This window comes from Burkholderia cepacia ATCC 25416, from assembly GCF_001411495.1.
Lineage (GTDB): Bacteria > Pseudomonadota > Gammaproteobacteria > Burkholderiales > Burkholderiaceae > Burkholderia > Burkholderia cepacia.
Map to the genome: position 1 here is coordinate 2,394,807 of NZ_CP012981.1, position 18,690 is coordinate 2,413,496.

16 protein-coding genes are annotated in these 18,690 nt (G+C 70.4%); 9 read left to right on the forward strand and 7 right to left on the reverse strand.

Annotation, left to right across the window (positions count from 1 at the left end):
• Positions 1 to 38 precede the first annotated feature (38 nt).
• A complete protein-coding gene (locus tag APZ15_RS10875; protein WP_027787756.1) occupies positions 39 to 1,259 on the reverse strand; it encodes a CaiB/BaiF CoA transferase family protein in 1,221 nt (406 codons plus the stop codon).
• 249 nt (positions 1,260 to 1,508) lie between these two features.
• Between APZ15_RS10875 and alaS the strand changes: the two genes are divergently transcribed.
• On the forward strand, positions 1,509 to 4,133 hold the full coding sequence (gene alaS, locus APZ15_RS10880) for an alanine--tRNA ligase (RefSeq protein ID WP_027787755.1): 2,625 nt from the start codon (positions 1,509 to 1,511) through the stop codon (positions 4,131 to 4,133).
• A 122-nt stretch (positions 4,134 to 4,255) separates the two neighbouring features.
• Here the strand turns inward: alaS and APZ15_RS10885 are convergent, their stop codons facing one another.
• Positions 4,256 to 5,170, reverse strand: a complete 915-nt coding sequence (locus APZ15_RS10885) for a LysR family transcriptional regulator (RefSeq protein WP_027787754.1) — start codon at positions 5,168 to 5,170, stop codon at positions 4,256 to 4,258.
• A gap of 124 nt (positions 5,171 to 5,294) precedes the next feature.
• Here APZ15_RS10885 and APZ15_RS10890 point away from each other — a divergent pair, with 124 nt between their 5' ends.
• The 8 genes from APZ15_RS10890 to APZ15_RS10925 all read left to right on the forward strand — a co-directional run bounded on the left by APZ15_RS10890 (position 5,295) and on the right by APZ15_RS10925 (position 12,300).
• A complete protein-coding gene (locus APZ15_RS10890) occupies positions 5,295 to 6,542 on the forward strand; it encodes a YbfB/YjiJ family MFS transporter (protein WP_027787753.1) in 1,248 nt (415 codons plus the stop codon).
• A 121-nt stretch (positions 6,543 to 6,663) separates the two neighbouring features.
• The gene (locus APZ15_RS10895; RefSeq protein WP_027787752.1) at positions 6,664 to 7,200 is read left to right on the forward strand and encodes an NUDIX domain-containing protein; all 537 of its coding nucleotides are present in this window, start codon (positions 6,664 to 6,666) and stop codon (positions 7,198 to 7,200) included.
• A 130-nt stretch (positions 7,201 to 7,330) separates the two neighbouring features.
• Positions 7,331 to 7,768, forward strand: a complete 438-nt coding sequence (locus APZ15_RS10900; RefSeq protein ID WP_027787751.1) for an acyl-CoA thioesterase — start codon at positions 7,331 to 7,333, stop codon at positions 7,766 to 7,768.
• Between the two features lie 7 nt (positions 7,769 to 7,775).
• On the forward strand, positions 7,776 to 8,711 hold the full coding sequence (locus APZ15_RS10905) for a branched-chain amino acid ABC transporter permease (protein ID WP_027787750.1): 936 nt from the start codon (positions 7,776 to 7,778) through the stop codon (positions 8,709 to 8,711).
• Positions 8,704 to 9,936 carry a branched-chain amino acid ABC transporter permease gene (locus APZ15_RS10910; protein WP_027787749.1) on the forward strand — a complete coding sequence of 411 codons (1,233 nt, stop codon included), beginning with the start codon at positions 8,704 to 8,706 and terminating at the stop codon, positions 9,934 to 9,936. Before APZ15_RS10905 ends, APZ15_RS10910 begins: the two co-directional genes overlap by 8 nt.
• Positions 9,933 to 10,685 carry an ABC transporter ATP-binding protein gene (locus tag APZ15_RS10915; RefSeq protein WP_027787748.1) on the forward strand — a complete coding sequence of 251 codons (753 nt, stop codon included), beginning with the start codon at positions 9,933 to 9,935 and terminating at the stop codon, positions 10,683 to 10,685. Before APZ15_RS10910 ends, APZ15_RS10915 begins: the two co-directional genes overlap by 4 nt.
• Positions 10,682 to 11,386, forward strand: a complete 705-nt coding sequence (locus APZ15_RS10920) for an ABC transporter ATP-binding protein (RefSeq protein WP_027787747.1) — start codon at positions 10,682 to 10,684, stop codon at positions 11,384 to 11,386. Before APZ15_RS10915 ends, APZ15_RS10920 begins: the two co-directional genes overlap by 4 nt.
• A gap of 167 nt (positions 11,387 to 11,553) precedes the next feature.
• The gene (locus tag APZ15_RS10925) at positions 11,554 to 12,300 is read left to right on the forward strand and encodes a glucose 1-dehydrogenase (RefSeq protein ID WP_021162382.1); all 747 of its coding nucleotides are present in this window, start codon (positions 11,554 to 11,556) and stop codon (positions 12,298 to 12,300) included.
• Positions 12,301 to 12,352: 52 nt separating this feature from the next.
• Here the strand turns inward: APZ15_RS10925 and APZ15_RS10930 are convergent, their stop codons facing one another.
• From APZ15_RS10930 to APZ15_RS10950, 5 genes are all read right to left on the reverse strand, one after another.
• Positions 12,353 to 12,847, reverse strand: a complete 495-nt coding sequence (locus APZ15_RS10930; protein ID WP_027787746.1) for a heme-degrading domain-containing protein — start codon at positions 12,845 to 12,847, stop codon at positions 12,353 to 12,355.
• Positions 12,848 to 12,929: 82 nt separating this feature from the next.
• Entirely contained in the window at positions 12,930 to 13,748 is an 819-nt protein-coding gene (gene iolB, locus APZ15_RS10935) for a 5-deoxy-glucuronate isomerase (protein WP_027787745.1), read from the reverse strand.
• A gap of 43 nt (positions 13,749 to 13,791) precedes the next feature.
• Positions 13,792 to 14,721 carry a myo-inosose-2 dehydratase gene (iolE, locus tag APZ15_RS10940; protein WP_027787744.1) on the reverse strand — a complete coding sequence of 310 codons (930 nt, stop codon included), beginning with the start codon at positions 14,719 to 14,721 and terminating at the stop codon, positions 13,792 to 13,794.
• Between the two features lie 61 nt (positions 14,722 to 14,782).
• Positions 14,783 to 16,666 (reverse strand): 3D-(3,5/4)-trihydroxycyclohexane-1,2-dione acylhydrolase (decyclizing), encoded by a 1,884-nt coding sequence (gene iolD / locus APZ15_RS10945; RefSeq protein WP_027787743.1) that lies wholly within the window; start codon positions 16,664 to 16,666, stop codon positions 14,783 to 14,785.
• A gap of 60 nt (positions 16,667 to 16,726) precedes the next feature.
• Positions 16,727 to 18,688 carry a bifunctional 5-dehydro-2-deoxygluconokinase/5-dehydro-2-deoxyphosphogluconate aldolase gene (locus tag APZ15_RS10950; RefSeq protein WP_027787742.1) on the reverse strand — a complete coding sequence of 654 codons (1,962 nt, stop codon included), beginning with the start codon at positions 18,686 to 18,688 and terminating at the stop codon, positions 16,727 to 16,729.
• Positions 18,689 to 18,690: the final 2 nt, after the last annotated feature.

The following is an 18,690-nucleotide window of genomic DNA, read 5'->3' on the forward strand; positions in this document are numbered from 1 at the left end:
GCCGGGCGCCGTGCCCGGATCGCCTCTCGGATCGCCTCTCAGATCGCCTGTTTAGCGCGCAGCCGGGCGATCTTCGCGTCGTCGTAGCCGAGCATGTCGCGCAGCACGTCGTCGGTCTGTGCGCCGAGCAGCGGCGGGGCGGTACGCGCGTCGGGCGGCGTCACGCTCATCCGGATCGGGTTGCGCACGAGCTTCGCGTCCGCGCCGCTCGGATGCGGCAGCGACACCTGCATGCCGCGCGCGACGACCTGCTCGTTGTCGAACACCTCGTCGAGATCGTTGATCGGCCCGCACGGCACGCCGGCCGCTTCGAGCGCGTCGATCCAGTCGGCCTTGCCGCGCGCCTTCACCATGTCCGCGAGGATCGGCACCAGCGTGTCGCGGTGGCGCACGCGCGACGGATTCGTCGCGAAGCGCTCGTCGTCGGCCAGCTCGGGCCGGCCGCCCGCCTCGACGAACTTGCGGAACTGCCCGTCGTTGCCGACCGCGACGATGATCCACCCGTCGCTCGTCTGGAACGTCTGGTACGGCACGATGTTCGGATGCGCGTTGCCCCAGCGCACCGGCGGCTTGCCGCTCGCGAGGAAGTTGGTGTTCATGTTCGCGAGCAGCGCGACCTGCACGTCGAGCAGCGCCATGTCGATGTACTGGCCTTCGCCCGTCCGGTCGCGGTGGGTGAGGGCGGCGAGCACCGCGATCGTCGAGTAGAGGCCGGTCGCGAGGTCGGCGATCGCGACGCCGGCCTTCTGCGGGCCGCCGCCCGGCTCGCCGTCGCGCTCGCCGGTGATGCTCATGAAGCCGCCGATCCCCTGGACGATGAAGTCGTAGCCGGCACGATGCGCGTACGGGCCCGTCTGGCCAAAGCCGGTGACCGAGCAGTAGACGAGGTCGGGCTTCACCGCGCGCAGCGATTCGTAATCGAGCCCGTATTTCTTCAACTGGCCGACCTTGTAGTTCTCGAGCACGACGTCGCTTTGCGCGGCGAGTTCGCGCACGATCTGCTGGCCCTCGGGTGTGGCGATGTCGACCGTCACCGAGCGCTTGTTGCGGTTCGCCGCCAGGTAGTACGCGGCCTCGGCGGTATCCGCGCCGTCCGCGTCCTTCAGGTACGGCGGCCCCCAGTGGCGCGTGTCGTCGCCGGCGCCCGGGCGCTCGACCTTGATCACGTCCGCGCCGAAATCGGCAAGCGTCTGCGCGCACCACGGGCCCGCGAGCACGCGGGTGAGGTCCAGCACGCGGATATGGCTCAGGGCACCCATCGTCGAATCGTCTCCTTTCATGGCTGGCCTTGGCGGGCAAGGCGAATTGGCATGCCGAGCATCTTAAGGCGAATCGGCCATCCGGGTGGCCCAGCCGGGCCGTCCGGATGGCCGAGCCGCTTTGCCGGCGCTTTGCCCGGAAGCCGGCCCCGATCCCGTATAATCGACCGTTTCCGAATCCATGCCGCCGCGCGCCGCCCAAGGGCGCCGGCGTTTGAAGCCGTCTTTGCCAGACTGTCCCCGCACGCCATGAAAGCTGCCGAAATCCGCGAGAAATTTCTCAAATTCTTCGAATCGAAGGGCCACACGATCGTCCGCTCGTCGAGCCTCGTGCCCGGTAACGACCCCACGCTGATGTTCACGAACTCGGGCATGGTCCAGTTCAAGGACGTGTTCCTCGGCACGGACCCGCGTCCGTACTCGCGCGCCACGACGGCGCAGCGCAGCGTGCGCGCGGGCGGCAAGCACAACGACCTCGAGAACGTCGGCTACACGGCGCGCCACCACACGTTCTTCGAGATGCTCGGCAACTTCTCGTTCGGCGACTACTTCAAGCACGACGCGATCAAGTTCGCGTGGGAACTGCTGACCACGGTGTACCAGCTGCCGAAGGACAAGCTGTGGGTCACCGTGTACCAGGAAGACGACGAAGCCTACGACATCTGGGCGAAGGAAGTCGGCGTGCCGACCGAGCGCATCATCCGCATCGGCGACAACAAGGGCGCGCGCTACGCGTCGGACAACTTCTGGACGATGGGCGACACCGGCCCGTGCGGCCCGTGTACCGAAATCTTCTACGACCACGGCCCGGACGTGTGGGGTGGCCCGCCGGGGTCGCCTGAAGAAGACGGCGACCGCTACATCGAGATCTGGAACCTCGTGTTCATGCAGTTCAACCGCGACGCGCAGGGCAACATGACGCGCCTGCCGAAGCAGTCGGTCGACACCGGCATGGGCCTCGAGCGTCTCGCCGCGGTGCTGCAGCACGTGCACAGCAACTACGAGATCGACCTGTTCCAGAACCTGATCAAGGCCGCCGCGCGCGTGACCGAGATCAGCGACCTCACGAACAACTCGCTGAAGGTGATCGCCGATCACATCCGCGCATGCTCGTTCCTGATCGTCGACGGCGTGATTCCCGGCAACGAAGGCCGCGGCTACGTGCTGCGCCGGATCGTGCGCCGCGCGATCCGCCACGGCTACAAGCTCGGCCGCAAGGGCGCGTTCTTCCACAAGCTGGTGGCCGACCTCGTCGCCGAGATGGGCGTCGCGTATCCGGAGCTGAAGGAAGCCGAGCAGCGCGTGACCGACGTGCTGCGCCAGGAAGAAGAGCGCTTCTTCGAGACGATCGAGCACGGCATGTCGATCCTCGAGGCCGCGCTGGCCGACGTCGAGGCAAAGGGCGGCAAGGTGCTCGACGGCGAGCTCGCATTCAAGCTGCACGACACCTACGGCTTCCCGCTCGACCTCACGGCCGACGTGTGCCGCGAGCGCGGGATGACGGTCGACGAGCCGGCATTCGACGACGCGATGGCGCGCCAGCGCGAGCAGGCGCGCGCGGCCGGCAAGTTCAAGGCCACGCAGGGCCTCGAATACACGGGCGCGAAGACCACGTTCCACGGTTACGAGGAAATCGCGTTCGACGACGCGAAGGTCGTCGCGCTGTACGTCGACGGTTCGTCGGTCAACGAAGCGAAGACCGGCCAGGACGCGGTCGTCGTGCTCGACCACACGCCGTTCTATGCGGAATCGGGCGGCCAGGTCGGCGACCAGGGCGTGCTCGCGAACGCCGCGACGCGCTTCGCGGTGGCCGATACGCTGAAGGTGCAGGCCGACGTGATCGGCCATCACGGCACGCTGGAGCAGGGCACGCTGAAGGTCGGCGACGTGCTGCGCGCGGAGATCGACGCGCACCGTCGTGCACGCACGCAGCGCAACCACTCGGCCACCCACCTGATGCACAAGGCGCTGCGCGAAGTGCTCGGCGCGCACGTGCAGCAGAAGGGTTCGCTGGTCGACGCGGAAAAGACCCGTTTCGACTTCGCGCACAACGCACCGATGACCGACGACGAAATCCGTCGCGTCGAGCAGATCGTCAACAACGAAATCCTGGCCAACGCGCCGGGCATCGTGCGCGTGATGCCGTACGACGAAGCCGTGAAGGGCGGCGCGATGGCGCTGTTCGGCGAGAAGTACGGCGATGAAGTGCGCGTGCTCGACCTCGGCTTCTCGCGCGAACTGTGCGGCGGCACGCACGTGAGCCGCAGCGGCGACATCGGCTTCTTCAAGATCGTCGTCGAAGGCGGCGTCGCGGCCGGCATTCGCCGCGTCGAGGCGATCACCGGCGACAACGCGCTGCGCTACGTGCAGGAGCTCGACGCGCGTGTGAACGAAGCGGCAGCGGCGCTGAAGGCGCAGCCGTCGGAACTCACGCAGCGTATCGCGCAGGTGCAGGACCAGGTGAAGTCGCTCGAGAAGGAGCTGGGCGCGCTGAAGTCGAAGCTCGCGTCGAGCCAGGGCGACGAGCTCGCGCAGCAGGCCGTCGAAATCGGCGGCGTGTACGTGCTGGCGGCGACGCTCGACGGCGCGGACGCGAAGACGCTGCGCGAAACGGTCGACAAGCTGAAGGACAAGCTGAAGAGCGCGGCGATCGTGCTGGCGGCCGTCGAAGGCGGCAAGGTCAGCCTGATCGCCGGCGTCACGCCGGATGCGAGCAAGAAGGTCAAGGCCGGCGAGCTCGTGAACTTCGTCGCGCAACAGGTCGGCGGCAAGGGCGGCGGCCGCCCGGACATGGCGCAGGCAGGCGGCACCGAGCCGGCGAACCTGCCCGGCGCGCTGGCGGGCGTGAAGGGCTGGGTCGAAGAGCGGCTCTGATCGTCACGACCGATGCGATGCCGTCTCGTTGAAGGCGGCATCGCTCGACATGAAAAACGGCCCGACCGGTTGATACCGGTCGGGCCGTTTTTTTGTGCGCGGCGGAAGCGGGGGCCGGCGGTTCAGACCGGCACGGCCACCGGCGGCTTCGCCGCGCCATCCGGCTGCCGTGCGGCTTCGGTGAGCGCATCGCGCAACGCGGCCAACGCCGCCGACGCATAACCCTGCCGCCACGCGAGCAGCGTGTCGATGCCCTCCAGCTCGGGGATCACGTGCGCGGCGATGTTGCCGGTCTCGGGCTGCAGGTCGAGCACCGAACGCGGCGCGACCGCGACGCCGGCACCTGCCGCGACACACGCGACGATCGCGTGATACGAGCCGAGTTCGAGCACGCGCGCCGGCTTGACGCCGTGCGCCGCGTACCACTGTTCGACGTACTTGCGATACGTGCAGCCGCGCTCGAATGCGATCAGCGTCGGCAGGATCACGTCGCGCGGCGTGCGCACCGGCGGATGGCCGCGCGGCGTGAGCAGCACCAGATCCTCGCGGAAGACCGGCACGGTCTCGAATGTGTCGGGCAGCGTGTCGGGTGCCGGCGGGCGCGCGAACAGCGCGGCGTCGATCTCGAAGTCGCGCACGCGCTCGATCAGCCAGCCCGTCGTGCCCGTCACCAGTTCGAGCGACACGTCGGGCCACGCGTGGTGATAGCGCGCGAGCACGGTCGGCAGCCGGCTCGCGGCCGTGCTCTCCATCGTGCCGAGCCGCAGCCGCCCGCGCGGCGTGTCCTCGCGCACCGCGTCGCGCGCCTCGTCGGCGAGCGCGAGCAGGCGCTCCGCATACGGCAGCAGCGTGTGCCCGGCCGGCGTCAGCACGAGCCGGCGGCCGTCGCGCACGAACAGCGCCGCGCCGAGTTCCTCCTCGAGCTGCTTGATGCGCGTCGTGACGTTCGACTGCACGCGATTGAGCTTGGCCGCCGCGCGCGTCACGCCGTTCTCGCGCACCACGGCCCGGAATATCGCCAGCGCCGCCAGATCCATGATTCTCTCCGAGCGATGAATGGATTCTCAATTATTCATTTTTCGAGAACGTTTGGTCAAGCTACGATGGAAACGTTCCGATTTCCGATCCAGCCGGCGCGTTTCGCGCGCGGCCCATGCCGCCATGTCCCGTTCCGATGCCCCGAGCGCCGCCGCCGGCGTACACCTGCCCGATGATGCCGACGCCGACCGCCGCGCCCGCGCGGCCGCGCTCGCCTGCATGATCGGGCTCGCGGTCGCGCTCGGCGTCGGCCGCTTCGCGTTCACGCCGCTGCTGCCGCTGATGCTCGCCGACGGCTCGATCAGTCTGAAGGCCGGCAGTTGGCTCGCGTCGGCGAACTACGCGGGCTATTTCGTTGGTGCGGTCAGCTGCGCGGCGGTGCGCGCCGCGCCCGCACGGATGGTGCGCATCGGGCTTGCCGCCACCGTGCTGCTGACCGCCGCGATGGGCGTCGGCCATCTGTTGCCGGCGTGGCTCGTGGTGCGCTTCGTCGCGGGCGTCGTCAGCGCCTGGACGTTCGTGTTCGTGTCGCAATGGGGGCTGCGGCGGCTGGCCGAACTGCACGCGCCCGAGTGGAGCGGGGTGATCTATGCGGGACCCGGCGTGGGCATCGTGGTGACGGGGCTGATCGGCAGCGCGCTGGCCGGCCAGCGCGCGGCGCCCGGCTGGCTCGGTTTCGCGGCGCTGTCGGCCGTGCTGTCGATCGCGATCTGGCGCACGTTCGGCCGTGCGCCGGTGTCGGCAGCCGTGCCGACGGCCGAGCCTGCCCGGCATGCGGCGATGGTCGCGGCACCGGACGACGCGCGGCGCCATCGGGTCGACGCCGCGTGGCTCGTCGTGCTGTACGGGATGCCGGGCTTCGGCTACATCATCACCGCGACGTTCCTGCCGGTGATCGCGCGTGCCGCGCTGCCGGCCGGCTCGCCGTGGCCCGACCTGTTCTGGCCGATGTTCGGCGCGGCGCTGATCGTCGGCGCGATCGCCGCTTCGCGATTGCCCGGCCACTGGGACAACCGGCTGCTGCTCGCCGCCGGCTGCGCGACTCAGGCGCTCGGAATCGCGGCGGGGATCGTGTGGCCGAACGCGGCCGGCTTCTCGGTCGGCAGCGCGCTGCTCGGCCTGCCGTTCACCGCGATCACGCTGTTCGCGATGCGCGAGGCGCGGCGGCTCCACGGAGAACGCGCGGCCGGGCTGATGGGTTATGCGACCGCGTCGTACGGGGTCGGGCAGATCCTGGGGCCGCTCGTCGCGGCGCCGCTGGTTGCGCGCTTCGGGTCGTTTTCTCCCGCGCTGTGGGTCGCGGTGGCCGCTCTGCTGCTGGGCGCCGCCGGCTTCGCGGCGACCGCCGCACGACGGCGCCTGCAACCCTGATGTCGGCGGGGCCGGATCGTCTGCGGCACAGGCAAACTCGCTAGAATGAAGCCTTTCCCGCGCCGAGCGGGTGCGCGGGCAGCCGGCTGGCGGCCGTCCGGCGCCCGCCAGATCCCCATCGATGACCACCGCCGACTACCGCTTCTGCCCGCGCTGCGCGAGCCCGCTCACCGAGCGCGCCGATCCCGACCATGAAGGCGGCCGCGTCCGCCAGGCCTGTCCCGACGATGCATGCGGCTACGTGCACTGGAACAACCCGCTGCCGGTGGTGGCCGCGATCGTCGAGCTCGACGGCAAGATCCTGCTCGCGCGCAACGCGGCCTGGCCCGAAGGCATGTTCGCGCTGATCACCGGCTTCCTCGAGAACGGCGAGACGCCCGAGGACGGCATCGCGCGCGAGGTGTTCGAGGAAACGGCTCTGAAGGCCGAGCACGTGTCGCTCGTCGGCGTCTACGAATTCATCCGCAAGAACGAACTGATCATCGCGTACCACGTGCGCGCGTCGGGCACGGTCGCGCTGTCGCCGGAACTGCTCGAATACAAGCTCGTCGATCCGCCGCTGCTGCGCCCGTGGCGCGCCGGCACGGGTGTCGCGCTCGCCGACTGGATGCGTGCGCGCGGCCTCGATTTCGAATTCGTCGACCGGCCGGGCCAGTGACGGGCCGGCCAGTCGGGTTGCAGCCGCCGTGCCGCGAGCGATCGCGGCGCCCGGCTTCTTGCCGGTGCGCCGTGTCATGCGGCCGCCGCGCTTCGTCCTCAGCGCTTTCATCGTCCTGACCGCCATCGCCATGTCCGACAAGCCGCAACCGCGTCCGCGCGACGCCTATCGCCACTTCCTGCCGATCACGACCCGCTGGATGGACAACGACGTCTACGGGCACGTGAACAACGTCGTCTACTACAGCTACTTCGACACGGTCGTGAACGAATACCTGATCCGCGCCGGCGTGCTCGACGTCGAGCACGGGCAGACGATCGGCCTCGTGGTCGAGACGCAGTGCAACTACTTCGCGCCGCTGGTGTTTCCGCAGTCGGTCGACGCGGGCTTGCGGGTCGTGAAGCTCGGCACGTCGAGCGTGCGCTACGAGGTCGGGCTGTTCGCGCAGGGCGACGCGTCGCCCGCCGCACAGGGGCATTTCGTGCACGTGTACGTCGATCGCGGCACGCGCCGCCCGGTGCCGCTGCCCGACGCGCTGCGCGCCGCGCTCGAGCCGCTCGCGGCCTGACCTCGCGGTGCACGCATTCGCGCTCCAGGCCTTCAACGGCCTCAGCTACGGCTTGCTGCTGTTCATGCTGTCGGCCGGCCTCACGCTGATCTTCAGCGTGCAGGGCGTGCTCAACTTCGCACACGCGAGCTTCTACATGCTCGGCGCGTATGTCGGCTACAGCATCGCGGCCCGCGCGGGCTTCTGGCCCGCGCTGGTTCTCGCGCCGCTCGCGGTCGGGCTGCTCGGCGCCGGCTGCGAACGCACGCTGCTGCGCCGGGTCCAGGCGCGCGGCCATACGAGCGAACTGCTGCTGACCTTCGGGCTCGCGTACCTGATCGGCGAGGGCGCGAAACTCGTGTGGGGCCTGGCGCCGCTGCCGGCCCCCGTGCCGGCGCTGTTCGACGGCGCGCCCGCGACCGTCTTCGACCTCGCGCTGCCGCGCTACCGGCTGTTCATGATGGGAATGTCCGCGGCGATGCTCGTCGCGCTCGGCGCGTTGTTGCGCACGTCGCGCATCGGGCTCGTGGTGCGCGCGGCACTCACGCACCGGGCGGCCGTCGAGGCGCTCGGCTACGACGTGCCGCGTGTGATGACGGCGCTGTTCGGCGCGGGCACCGCGCTGGCCGCGCTGGCCGGCGTGATCGGCGCGCCGCTCGCGGTGATCGAACCCGCGCTGGCCGAAACCGTCGGTTCGGTCGTGTTCGCGGTCGTCGTGATCGGCGGGCTCGGTTCGCTCGGCGGCGCGTTCGCGGCGTCGCTCGCCGTCGGTTGCGCGCAGACCTTCGCGGCCGCGAGCGATACGTCGCTGCGCGACCTCGCGTCATGGGCCGGCATCGCGCTGCCCGACAGCGTGGCCACGGTATCGATCGCGCAGCTCGCGCCGCTGGTGCCGTACCTGCTGCTCGTCGCGGTGCTGGTCGCGCGGCCGCGCGGGCTGTTCGGCGAGCGCGCCGATGCGTAGCCGCGCGCTCGCCCACGGTCTGGCGCGCGGGGCGCTGTTCGCCGCGTGCGTCGCGCTGCCCGCGTGGCTGTGGCCGCATGGCGCGGTGCTCGGTTATCTCGCGCAGACGGCCGCGCTCGCCGTGCTCGCGCTGTCGTACAACCTGCAGCTCGGCACGACCGGGCTGCTGTCGTTCGGCCACGCGGCGTTCGCGGGCCTCGGCGCGTTCGCGGCCGCGCACTGGTTCAACCACTTCGGCGGCCCGCTGCCGCTGTTGCCGCTCGTCGGCGGCATGGCCGGTGCCGGTTTAGGCTTCGCGGCCGGGCTGCTCGCGACGCGCCGCTCGGGCACCGCGTTCGCGATGATCACGCTCGGGCTCGGCGAATGCGTCGCGGCCGCCGCCTGGAGCGTGCCCGCGTGGTTCGGCGGAATCGGCGGCGTGCCGATCGACCGCGCGAGCGGCATGCCGTGGGGCGGCTGGCATTTCGGCGCACCGGTGCAGGCGTATGCGGTCATCGCCGCGTGGTGCATCGCGTCGGCGTGGGCCATGCACGCGCTGACGCGCACGCCGCTCGCGCGGCTCGCGAACGCGGTGCGCGACAACCCCGCGCGCGTCGCCGCGCTCGGCACCGATCCGCGCCGCGTGCGGCTCGCGATGGTCACCTGCGCGTCGTTCTTCGCGGGTGTCGCGGGCACGCTGACACTGATCGACGTCGAAATCGCGACGCCCGACAGCGTGTCGATGGCGCGTTCGGCGACCGTGCTGATCGCCGCGGTGATCGGCGGCACCGGTACGTTCTTCGGGCCGGCGGCCGGTGCCGCCGTGCTGACCCTGCTGAGCATCGTCGTCGCGGGCGTGTCGCGCGCGTGGGCGCTGTATCTCGGCGTGCTGTTCGTCGCGATCGTCGTGGCCGCGCCGCGCGGGATCGCCGGGATCGTGCAGGCGCTCGCGCAAGCATCGCGGCGCGGCGCGCCGGCGGCCGAGCGGTGGCGCATGCTGTGCGCGGTCGCCGCGTGCGTGTTCTGGGGCGTCGCGATCGTCTGCGCGGCGGAGCTCGGTTATGCGTGGCGCTTCGCGCAGGACGACGGCGCAGGCTTCGCGTTCGGCGCCTGGCGCATCGACGCCGATACGCCGGCCGGCTGGGCCGTCGCGTGTTCGGCGGCCGGCATCGGTGCGTTGCTGTGGGGCTGGCGCGCGCGCTTCGCGCCGGGCGGGCAGGCGGGCAAGCGGGAGGACGTGCGATGAACGGCAACGCGATCGCGCTTCACGGCGTCGTGCAGCGCTTCGGCGCGCAGACGGTGCTCGACGGCGTCGAGCTGAGCATCGCGGCCGGCGAGCGTCATGCGCTGATCGGGCCGAACGGCGCGGGCAAGTCGACGCTGTTCGGCGTGATCGCCGGTGCGACGCGGCCCACGCGCGGGTGCGTGGTGCTGCATGGCGTGGAGCTGCGCGGGCGCGGGCCGGTCGTCGCGAGCCGGCTCGGCATCGGCCGCAGTTTCCAGCAGACGAGCGCGTTCGCGCGGCTATCGGTGTTCGACAACCTGCGTTGTGCGGCACTGCATGCGCCCGCCGAACGGCGGCGCTGGTGGAACCGGCTGCGCGAATCGGCGTCGGTCGATCTCGCGGCCGGGCGCGTGCTGCACGACATCGGTCTCGACGCGCACCGCGACACGCCGGCCGCCGAGCTGGGCTATGCGGAACAGCGCGCGCTCGATCTCGGGATCGCACTCGCGAGCGGGGCGCGCACGCTGCTGCTCGACGAGCCGACGGCCGGCATGAGCCGCGCGCAGGCGGCGCGGATGATCGCGCTGATCCGTGCGACGACGCAGGGGCGAACGGTCCTGCTGATCGAGCACGACATGGACACGGTGTTCGGATTCGCCGAGCGCATCACGGTGCTCGTGCGCGGCACGGTGGTCGCGACCGGCGCACCCGATGCGATCCGCGCCGATCCGGCCGTGCGGGCCGCCTACCTGGGCGAGGGCGGCCTGTGAGCGCGCTGCTCGACATTCGCGGGCTGCGCGCGGGGTACGGCCTGCAACCCGTGCTCGACGGCGTCGATCTTGCGCTTGCCCCGGGCGAGACGCTCGCGCTGCTCGGCCGCAACGGCTCGGGGCGCTCGACGCTCGCGAAGGCCGTGATGGGGCTCGTGCGCACGGCCGGCTCGGTGCGCATCGACGGCGCCGAATGCGTGGGCGCGCGCACGTTCGAGATCGCGCGGCGCGGTGTCGCTTACGTTGCCGAAAGCCGCGACGTGTTCCCGCTGCTGACGGTGCGCGACAACCTGCGGCTCGGGTTGCGCGGTGCCCGCGGTGCGGCCGAACGCGCGGCGCTCGAACGGCTGTTCGACCGCTTTCCGCTGCTGTCCGCGCGCGCGGACGTGAAAGCCGGGCGGCTGTCGGGCGGCGAACAGCAGGTGCTCGCGCTGGTGCGTGCGCTGGCCGGCCGCCCGCGCGTGCTGATCGTCGACGAACCGGCCGAAGGCCTCGCGCCGCTCGCGGTCGACGAAGTCGGCGCGTGCCTGGCCGCGCTGCAGGCCGACGGCGTCGCGATCCTGCTGATCGAGCAGCGGCTGCAGTTCGCGCCGCGGCTCGCGCGGCGCGTCGCGGTGATGGGGCGCGGACGGATCGTCTACGACGGCGCGCTCGACGGCCTGGGCGGCGAGGTCGCGAACGCCTGGCTCAGCGCCGGCTGACGGCGCGCGAGCGATTGTTCGGCAAACTCCGCCAGTCAATTCGTGTCGAGCCGCTTTATCGCTGCGGTGCCGCACCGTACATTGCCATGCATGCCGGTCGCCGCATCGACACACTGCGCGGCAACCGGCGCCATCCATCGAAGGTCTTTTGACTGAGGAATGAAATCATGAGCAAGCTGGCAGGCAAGGTCGCGATCGTCACGGGCGGATCGAAGGGCATCGGCGCGGCAATCGCGAAGGCACTGGCCGCCGAAGGCGCGTCGGTCGTCGTCAACTATGCGAGCAGCAAGGCGGGTGCCGACGCGGTCGTCGGCGCGATCGTCGAAGCGGGCGGCCGCGCGGTCGCGGTGGGCGGCGACGTGTCGAAGGCAGCCGACGCGCAGCGCATCGTCGATACGGCGATCGACACGTACGGCCGTCTCGACGTGCTCGTCAACAATTCCGGCGTGTACGAATTCGCGCCGATCGAGGCGATCACCGAAGAGCACTATCGCCGGCAGTTCGACACGAACGTGTTCGGCGTGCTGCTGACGACGCAGGCCGCCGTCAAGCATCTCGGCGAAGGCGCGAGCATCATCAACATCAGCTCGGTGGTGACCAGCATCACGCCGCCCGCCAGCGCCGTCTACAGCGGCACCAAGGGCGCGGTCGACGCGATCACCGGCGTGCTCGCGCTCGAACTCGGCCCGCGCAAGATTCGCGTGAACGCGATCAACCCGGGGATGATCGTGACCGAGGGCACGCACAGCGCGGGCATCATCGGTTCGGATCTCGACAAGCAGGTGCGCAGCGAGACGCCGCTCGGCCGCCTCGGCGAGCCGGACGACATCGCGTCGGTGGCCGTGTTCCTCGCGTCGGACGATGCACGCTGGATGACCGGCGAGCATCTCGTCGTGAGCGGCGGGTTGAACTGATCGGGCGGGGCGGCGCATCGGTGCGCTTGCGCCGGTCGTGCCGCCCTTGTCGTTACGCGTGCGGCGCGAGCGCGTAACGGCCGACGTGCCACTGCAGGCTCTCGACGACGAGCGCGTGATTGTGTTCCGAGGCGAGCCCCGCGATCGTCATCGCGCCGACGATGCCGGCCCCGGCGACACGCAACGGCACGCCACCGCCGTCGAGCGCATAGTCGTCATCCGACAGCCCCTGCGATTGCAGCGACCAGCCGGCGCGTCGAAAGCGCTCGCCGACCGCGAGTGAGCTGAGGCCGAAGCGCAACACCGTGTTCTGTCGCCGGCGGATCGCGTCGCTGTCGTTCGCGTGGCTGCCGTCGAGCGCGCAGTAGAACAGCGGCGCCTGCTCGCCGACGATGCTCACCGCGATCGGCAGCCCGCGGCGCGACGCGAGGTTGACCGCGATCTCGCCCATCCGGCGGGCAAGCGCCGCATCGAAGCGCGGCAGCGCCGGGTTCGACGCATCGTCGTCGAACGGGTGGGGATCGAGGCGAAAGAGGGTCGTCACCATGGCGGCTCCGTGGCGTTCCCGGCTCTGGGTGCGCGTGCCGGGCATCGCATCGTCACGGGCCGCGCGCGGGCCCGTCTTCCATTCAGCGCTTCGGCGCCGCGTCGAGCATCCATTCGTGCGCGGGGTCGTTCCTGAACGCCCACGCGCGGCTCGGCCCGGCCATCACGTTCAGGTAGTACAGGTTGTAGCCGTGCGGCGCGACGACCGGATGGTAGCCGCGCGGCACCATCACGACGTCGTGGTTCTCGACCGCGCACGCTTCGTCGAGGCTGCGGTCGTCCGTGTACACGCGCTGGAACGCGAAACCCTGCGGCGGATCGATCCGGTGGTAGTAGGTTTCCTCGAGCGAGGTTTCGTCGGGCGCTGCGTCGCGGTCGTGCTTGTGCGGCGGATAGCTGCTCGAATGGCTCGCCGGCGTGACGACCTCGACGACGAGGAGGCGCTCGGCCGCCGGGTTGTCGCCCATCAGGATGTCGCACACGTAGCGCGTGTTGGTGCCTTGGCCGCGTACCGAGCGGCGCATCCGTTCGCCGTCGAGGCGTTGCACGGGCTTGTCGCCGCTCGCGTACGGCGCGGTGCACAGCGCGATTTCCGCATCGCGCGTCGCGACCAGCGTGACCGTCTTGCCGCCCGGCACGTACAGCGCATCGGGCGATACGTCCTCGAATACGCTGTCGCGCTTGCCGAGCGCATCGTAGGTCGTGCCGTCGACTTCCGCGCGCACCGTGCCCGTGAGCACGACGACGCACAGTTCCCGCGTGCCCGTGTCGAGCGTTTCGGTGTCGCCGGCCTTCAGGCGCAGCGCGCGAAAGCCGACGTGCTTCCAGCCGGCCGATTCCGGCGTGACGTTGCAGATTTCGCGCTCGGGCGATGCTTTGACCAGCAGGGGAGAAATCGTCATGGGGTGGGGCTCCGCAATGGGGTGACAGCGGGGGTGACAGGGCTCACGCGCTCAACCGGTCGACGATCGCGCGCAGCGATTCGTAGCCCTTCTTCGCATACGCATAGCTCGGCGCGACGGCCGGATCCTGCTCGGCCTCGACGACGAGCCAGCCTTCGTAGCCGGCATCCTTCAGCGTGCGCAGCGTCGCCTCGTAGTCGAGCGCGCCGTCGCCGGGCACCGTGAAGGTGCCGTTGATCACGCCGTTCAGGAAGCTCCAGCCGTCGTTGCGCGCCTGCGTGACGACCTGCGGCCGCACGTCCTTGCAATGCACGTGGACCACGCGCGATACGTGTTTCTTCAACAACGTCACCGGGTCGGCCGCGCCGCCGAAATATGCGTGGCCGGTATCGAACAGCAGGAACACCTTCGCCGGATCGGTCAGCGCCATCAGCCGGTCGACGTCGTCGGGCGATTCGACGTATGCGCCCATGTGGTGATGGTAGGCGAGCTTGATGCCGTAGGTCGCGAGCAGGTGCTCGCCGAATGCGTCGAGGCGTGCCGCGTAGCGCCGCCATGCGTCTTCGTCGACGAAGCGCGGCCGCTTCGCGACCGGCGTGTCGATGTTGCCCTGGATCGTGCCCGCGCATTCGCCGTACACGACCACGTTCACGTCGTTGTACTGCAGCTTCGTCATGTGCGCGCGGCAGCGCTCGATCTCCGCGGCGACCGCATCGGCGTCGCTCATGCCCGGCGCGACTTCCGCGAGGAAGCCCGAATACCAGCCCGACACGCACACGAGCCCGAACCCGGCAAGTTTCGCCTTCAGCTCGGGGCCCGTCTTCGGAAACTTGTTGCCGAGCTCGAAGCCCGCATAGCCGATTTCGGCGCCTTCCTTCAGCGCCGTTTCGAGCGGCGTCTCGCCGCCGAGCGACGGCAGGTCGTCGTTCATCCACGACAGGGGATTGATACCGATGCGGACGTTCCAGCTCATGACGGGCTTCCTTGGTTCGAATGTGTTTTTCGCGGGGAGGGGGCGTGGGCAGCGTGCGCCGTCAGCGCCGCTGCCGGGTCTTCGCGTCGAGATATGCGCGGTGCGCGTCCTCGACGCCGGCGCGTTCGGACACCTGCGGCACGGCGACTTCCCACCATGCGCCGCCGTCGTCGGTCGTGCGCCGGTGCGTGGTGTCGATCACGAGCACCTGGCTCTTCTTCGCCGCGCGGGCGCGCTTCATTTCGCTACGCAGTTCGCCGATGTCGCGCACGTGCACGGCTTCGGCGCCCATCGCGCGCGCGTGCATCGCGAAGTCGATGGTCGAGCGTTCGCCGCCTTCGGGCACGCAGTCGTCGAGCATGTTGTTGAAGCTCGCGCCGCCGCAGTTCAGCTGCAGCCGCTCGATGCAGCCGTAGCCGCGGTTGTCGAGGATCACGACGACGATCTTGCGGCCGAGCATCACGGAGGTCGCGAGTTCCGCGTTGAGCATCATGTACGAGCCGTCGCCGACGATCACGATCACTTCGCGCTCGGGCCGCGCGAGCTTCGCGCCGAGGCCGCCCGCGACCTCGTAGCCCATGCACGAGTACGCGTAGTCCATGTGGTAGTTGCCCGGCACGCCGCTGCGCCACAGCTTGTGCAGTTCGGCCGGCAGCGTGCCGGCCGCGCACACCACGAGGTCGTCGCGCGCGCTGTCGCGCCCCGCGTCGGCCGCGGAGTCGCGCACCGCGCCGATCACTTCCGCGTCGTAGGGCAGCGTGTCGTTCGGCACGCGCGTCGTGAGTTCGGTCACGCGCGCGTTCCATGCGGCGGCCTGGTCGCGGTTGCTGGCCGTCCATGCCGGATCGGCATGCCAGCCGGCCAGCGCGGCCGACAACTGGCCGAGGCCCGTGCGCGCGTCGGCGACGAGTTGCCGGCCGCGTTTCTTGCCTGCGTCGAACGGCTGCACGTTCAGGCTCAGCAGCGTCGCGTTGCCGTAGAGCGCATGCGAGCCGGTCGTGAAGTCCTGCAGCCTCGTGCCGACCGCGAACACCACATCGGCCTGCGCGGCCGCGCGGTTCGCGGCGGGCGAGCCCGTCACGCCGATCGAGCCGAGGTTCAGCGGGTGGTCCCACGCGAGGCTGCCCTTGCCGGCCTGCGATTCCGCGACCGGCACGCCATGCGTATCGGCGAACGCGCGCAGTGCGTCCCACGCCTGGCTGTACAGCACGCCGCCGCCCGCGACGATCAGCGGCTTCTTCGCGGCCTTCAGCACGTCGAGCGCATCGGCGAGCTCGAGCGCGTCGGCCGGCGGCCGGCGCATCCGGATCACCGGCGGCGCGAAGAAATCCTCGGGCCAGTCGTACGCGAAGGTCTGCACGTCCTGCGGCAGCGCGAGGCACACGGGGCCGCACTGCGCGGGGTCGGTCATCACCTGGATCGCACGCGGCAGCGCGACGAGCAGCTGCTCGGGCGACGTGATCCGGTCGAAGTAGCGCGTCACCGGCCGGAAGCAGTCGTTCGCGCTGACGTCGCCCTGTTCGAAATCCTCGACCTGTTGCAGCACCGGGTCGGGCAGGCGCGACACGAACACGTCGCCGGGCAGCAGCAGCAGCGGCAGGCGGCCGACGTGCGCGAGCGCGGCGGAGGTCAGCATGTTGGTCGCGCCGGGGCCGATGCTCGACGTCGCGGCCATCATCCGCTGGCGGAAGTTCGCTTTCGCGAACGCGATCGCCGCGTTCGCCATCCCTTGCTCGTTGTGCGCGCGGAACGTCGGCAGCCGGTCTTTTTCGGCGTGCAGCGCCTCGCCGAGCCCGGCCACGTTGCCGTGGCCGAAGATCGCGAACACGCCGCCGCAGTAGGGCAGGATCTCGACGCGGCCGTCGGGCTGGACGACTTCGGCGCGCAGGGCGGCCAGGTAGCGCACGAGCGCCTGGCTGACGGTCAGTCTTACGGTAGAGGTCATGTCGGTCGGTGAAGAGGATTCGGGTGGATCATCGCGGGCGTCGCTTCGTGTTGCGTCACGTCACGCCGCGGCGGCGCGTGCCGCCGCCGCCGCACGGCGGCCGAGCCACGCATCCACGAGCTGCGCGAAGTTGCCGGCCACTTCATCGATCAGCGCCTGGTCGTCGATCCGGCCGGCGAACCAGTTCAGCGACGCATCGGCCCACAGCGTGCGCCCGACCATGAAGCCCTTGACGATCGGGTTGGTCGCCGAGCGGAAGCTGTCGACGAGGTATTGCAGCGGCTGGTTCAGCCCGAGGATCACCGCGCCGCGGCAGTGCGGGTCGCGCTCGGCGATCAGCGCGGCGAGCCGTGCCCAGCCGTCGGCGCTCAGCGGCGTGAGCTTCCACCATTCGGGTTTCACGCCGAGGTTGTAGAAGCGCGCGATCGTGCGCAGCACCGCGTCGTCCTCGGTGCCGGCCGGCGTGACCGCGCGCGGCGGAATCATTTCCAGCAGCAGTTCGTTGCCGCTGGCGCGCGTGGCTTCCCACAGTTCCAGCACGCGCTGCTCCTGTTCGACGCGCAGGTCGACCTGGTCGTCCGGATGATAGTGAACGAGGCACTTCACGACCTGTTCAGTCGGCCAGTGCGTGAGCGACGAGCCGACCGAGCGCGTTTCGTCGAAGCGCAGCGGCCGGGAGCCCGGCAGCTCGACCGGGCGGCCGACCCACCAGCCGCGCCCGGTGGCCGACGCCAGCGCGTCGCTGCCGTAGCCGCCGCCGTCGATCAGCACGCCGACATGGCCTTCGATCCGGCGCTCGCGCTCGACCTGCTCGACCGCGCGCACGAGCAGGCGCTTCAGCGTCCTGATCCGTGCTTCGTCGGCGCCGGCCTGCACCGCGAGTTCGTAGAACTGGCTGCGATGATCGAACGCCATCACGCACAGGTCGTCCCATTCGCGGCGCGGCACCGTCACGCGATGCAGGTGCGCGAGCGTGTGATCGGCATCGACCACCGGATTGCGGTTGCCGTCGAACCAGTGCGCAAGCTCGGCCGGCGTCGGCATCGCCGCGGAGCACGCGTGGCGCGATACGACGATCGCGCCGCACGCGTTCGCGATGCGCGTCGACTCGGCCCAGTCGCGGCCGCGCAGCAGCCCCGACAGCAGGCCCGACAGGAACGCGTCGCCCGCGCCGAGCACGTTGAGCACCTCGACGCGTTCGCCGAGGAAGGTCGGCGCATCGTCGATGCGGGCGGGAATGTCGCCCTCGATCACGCAGCAGCCGAGCGCGCCGCGCTTGACGACCAGCGTCGCGTTCGTGATGGCGCGCACCGCCTGCAACGACCCGATCAGGTCATGCGGCACGCCGCCCGCGATCAGGAATTCCTCCTCGGTGCCGACCAGCAGGTCGAATTCGCCGAGCACCTGCTGCAGCTGACGCGTCACCTGCGCGTCCGGCACGTAGCGGTTCTCGCCCGCGCCGCGCGCGGTCAGGCCCCACAGTACGGGCCGGTAGTCGATGTCGAGAATCCGCACGACGCCATGGCGGCGCGCATAACCGAGCGCGGTCAGCGACGCCTCGCGCGTGCCCGGCGTCGACAGATGCGTGCCGGTGATCGCGAGCGCGCGGCAGCCGGCGATGAAGTCCTCGCTGATCTCGTCGGCGCGCACGGCCATGTCCGCGCAGTTCTCGCGCACGAACAGCAGCGGGAACGTGTCGCGATCCTTCAGCCCGAGCAGCACCAGCGCGGTGAGGCGTTCGCGGTCGGTCTGCAGCTGGCTCGTGTCGCAGCCTTCGCGCTCGAGCGTCTCGCGCAGGAAGCGGCCCATCTGCTCGTCGCCGACGCGCGAGATCATCGCGGTCTTCAGCCCGAGCCGCGCCACGCCGAACGCGACGTTGCCGGACGAGCCGCCGAGATACATCTGGAAGCTGCGCGCGTCTTCGAGGCGGCTGCCGTACTGCTGCGCATAGAGATCCACGGCCACGCGGCCGAGGCAGGCGAGATCGATGGGGCGGTCACTCGGAAAGTTCAGCAGGCTCATAT

Coding starts and splice junctions, on each gene's coding strand:
- APZ15_RS10890 (WP_027787753.1), top strand. CDS start 5,295: ATGTCCCGTTCCGATGCCCCGAGCGCCGCCGCCGGCGTACACCTGCCC.
- APZ15_RS10910 (WP_027787749.1), top strand. CDS start 8,704: ATGCGTAGCCGCGCGCTCGCCCACGGTCTGGCGCGCGGGGCGCTGTTC.
- iolD (WP_027787743.1), bottom strand. CDS start 16,666: ATGACCTCTACCGTAAGACTGACCGTCAGCCAGGCGCTCGTGCGCTAC.
- APZ15_RS10895 (WP_027787752.1), top strand. CDS start 6,664: ATGACCACCGCCGACTACCGCTTCTGCCCGCGCTGCGCGAGCCCGCTC.
- APZ15_RS10930 (WP_027787746.1), bottom strand. CDS start 12,847: ATGGTGACGACCCTCTTTCGCCTCGATCCCCACCCGTTCGACGACGAT.
- APZ15_RS10900 (WP_027787751.1), top strand. CDS start 7,331: ATGTCCGACAAGCCGCAACCGCGTCCGCGCGACGCCTATCGCCACTTC.
- APZ15_RS10915 (WP_027787748.1), top strand. CDS start 9,933: ATGAACGGCAACGCGATCGCGCTTCACGGCGTCGTGCAGCGCTTCGGC.
- alaS (WP_027787755.1), top strand. CDS start 1,509: ATGAAAGCTGCCGAAATCCGCGAGAAATTTCTCAAATTCTTCGAATCG.
- APZ15_RS10950 (WP_027787742.1), bottom strand. CDS start 18,688: ATGAGCCTGCTGAACTTTCCGAGTGACCGCCCCATCGATCTCGCCTGC.
- APZ15_RS10875 (WP_027787756.1), bottom strand. CDS start 1,259: ATGGGTGCCCTGAGCCATATCCGCGTGCTGGACCTCACCCGCGTGCTC.
- APZ15_RS10925 (WP_021162382.1), top strand. CDS start 11,554: ATGAGCAAGCTGGCAGGCAAGGTCGCGATCGTCACGGGCGGATCGAAG.
- APZ15_RS10885 (WP_027787754.1), bottom strand. CDS start 5,170: ATGGATCTGGCGGCGCTGGCGATATTCCGGGCCGTGGTGCGCGAGAAC.
- iolB (WP_027787745.1), bottom strand. CDS start 13,748: ATGACGATTTCTCCCCTGCTGGTCAAAGCATCGCCCGAGCGCGAAATC.
- iolE (WP_027787744.1), bottom strand. CDS start 14,721: ATGAGCTGGAACGTCCGCATCGGTATCAATCCCCTGTCGTGGATGAAC.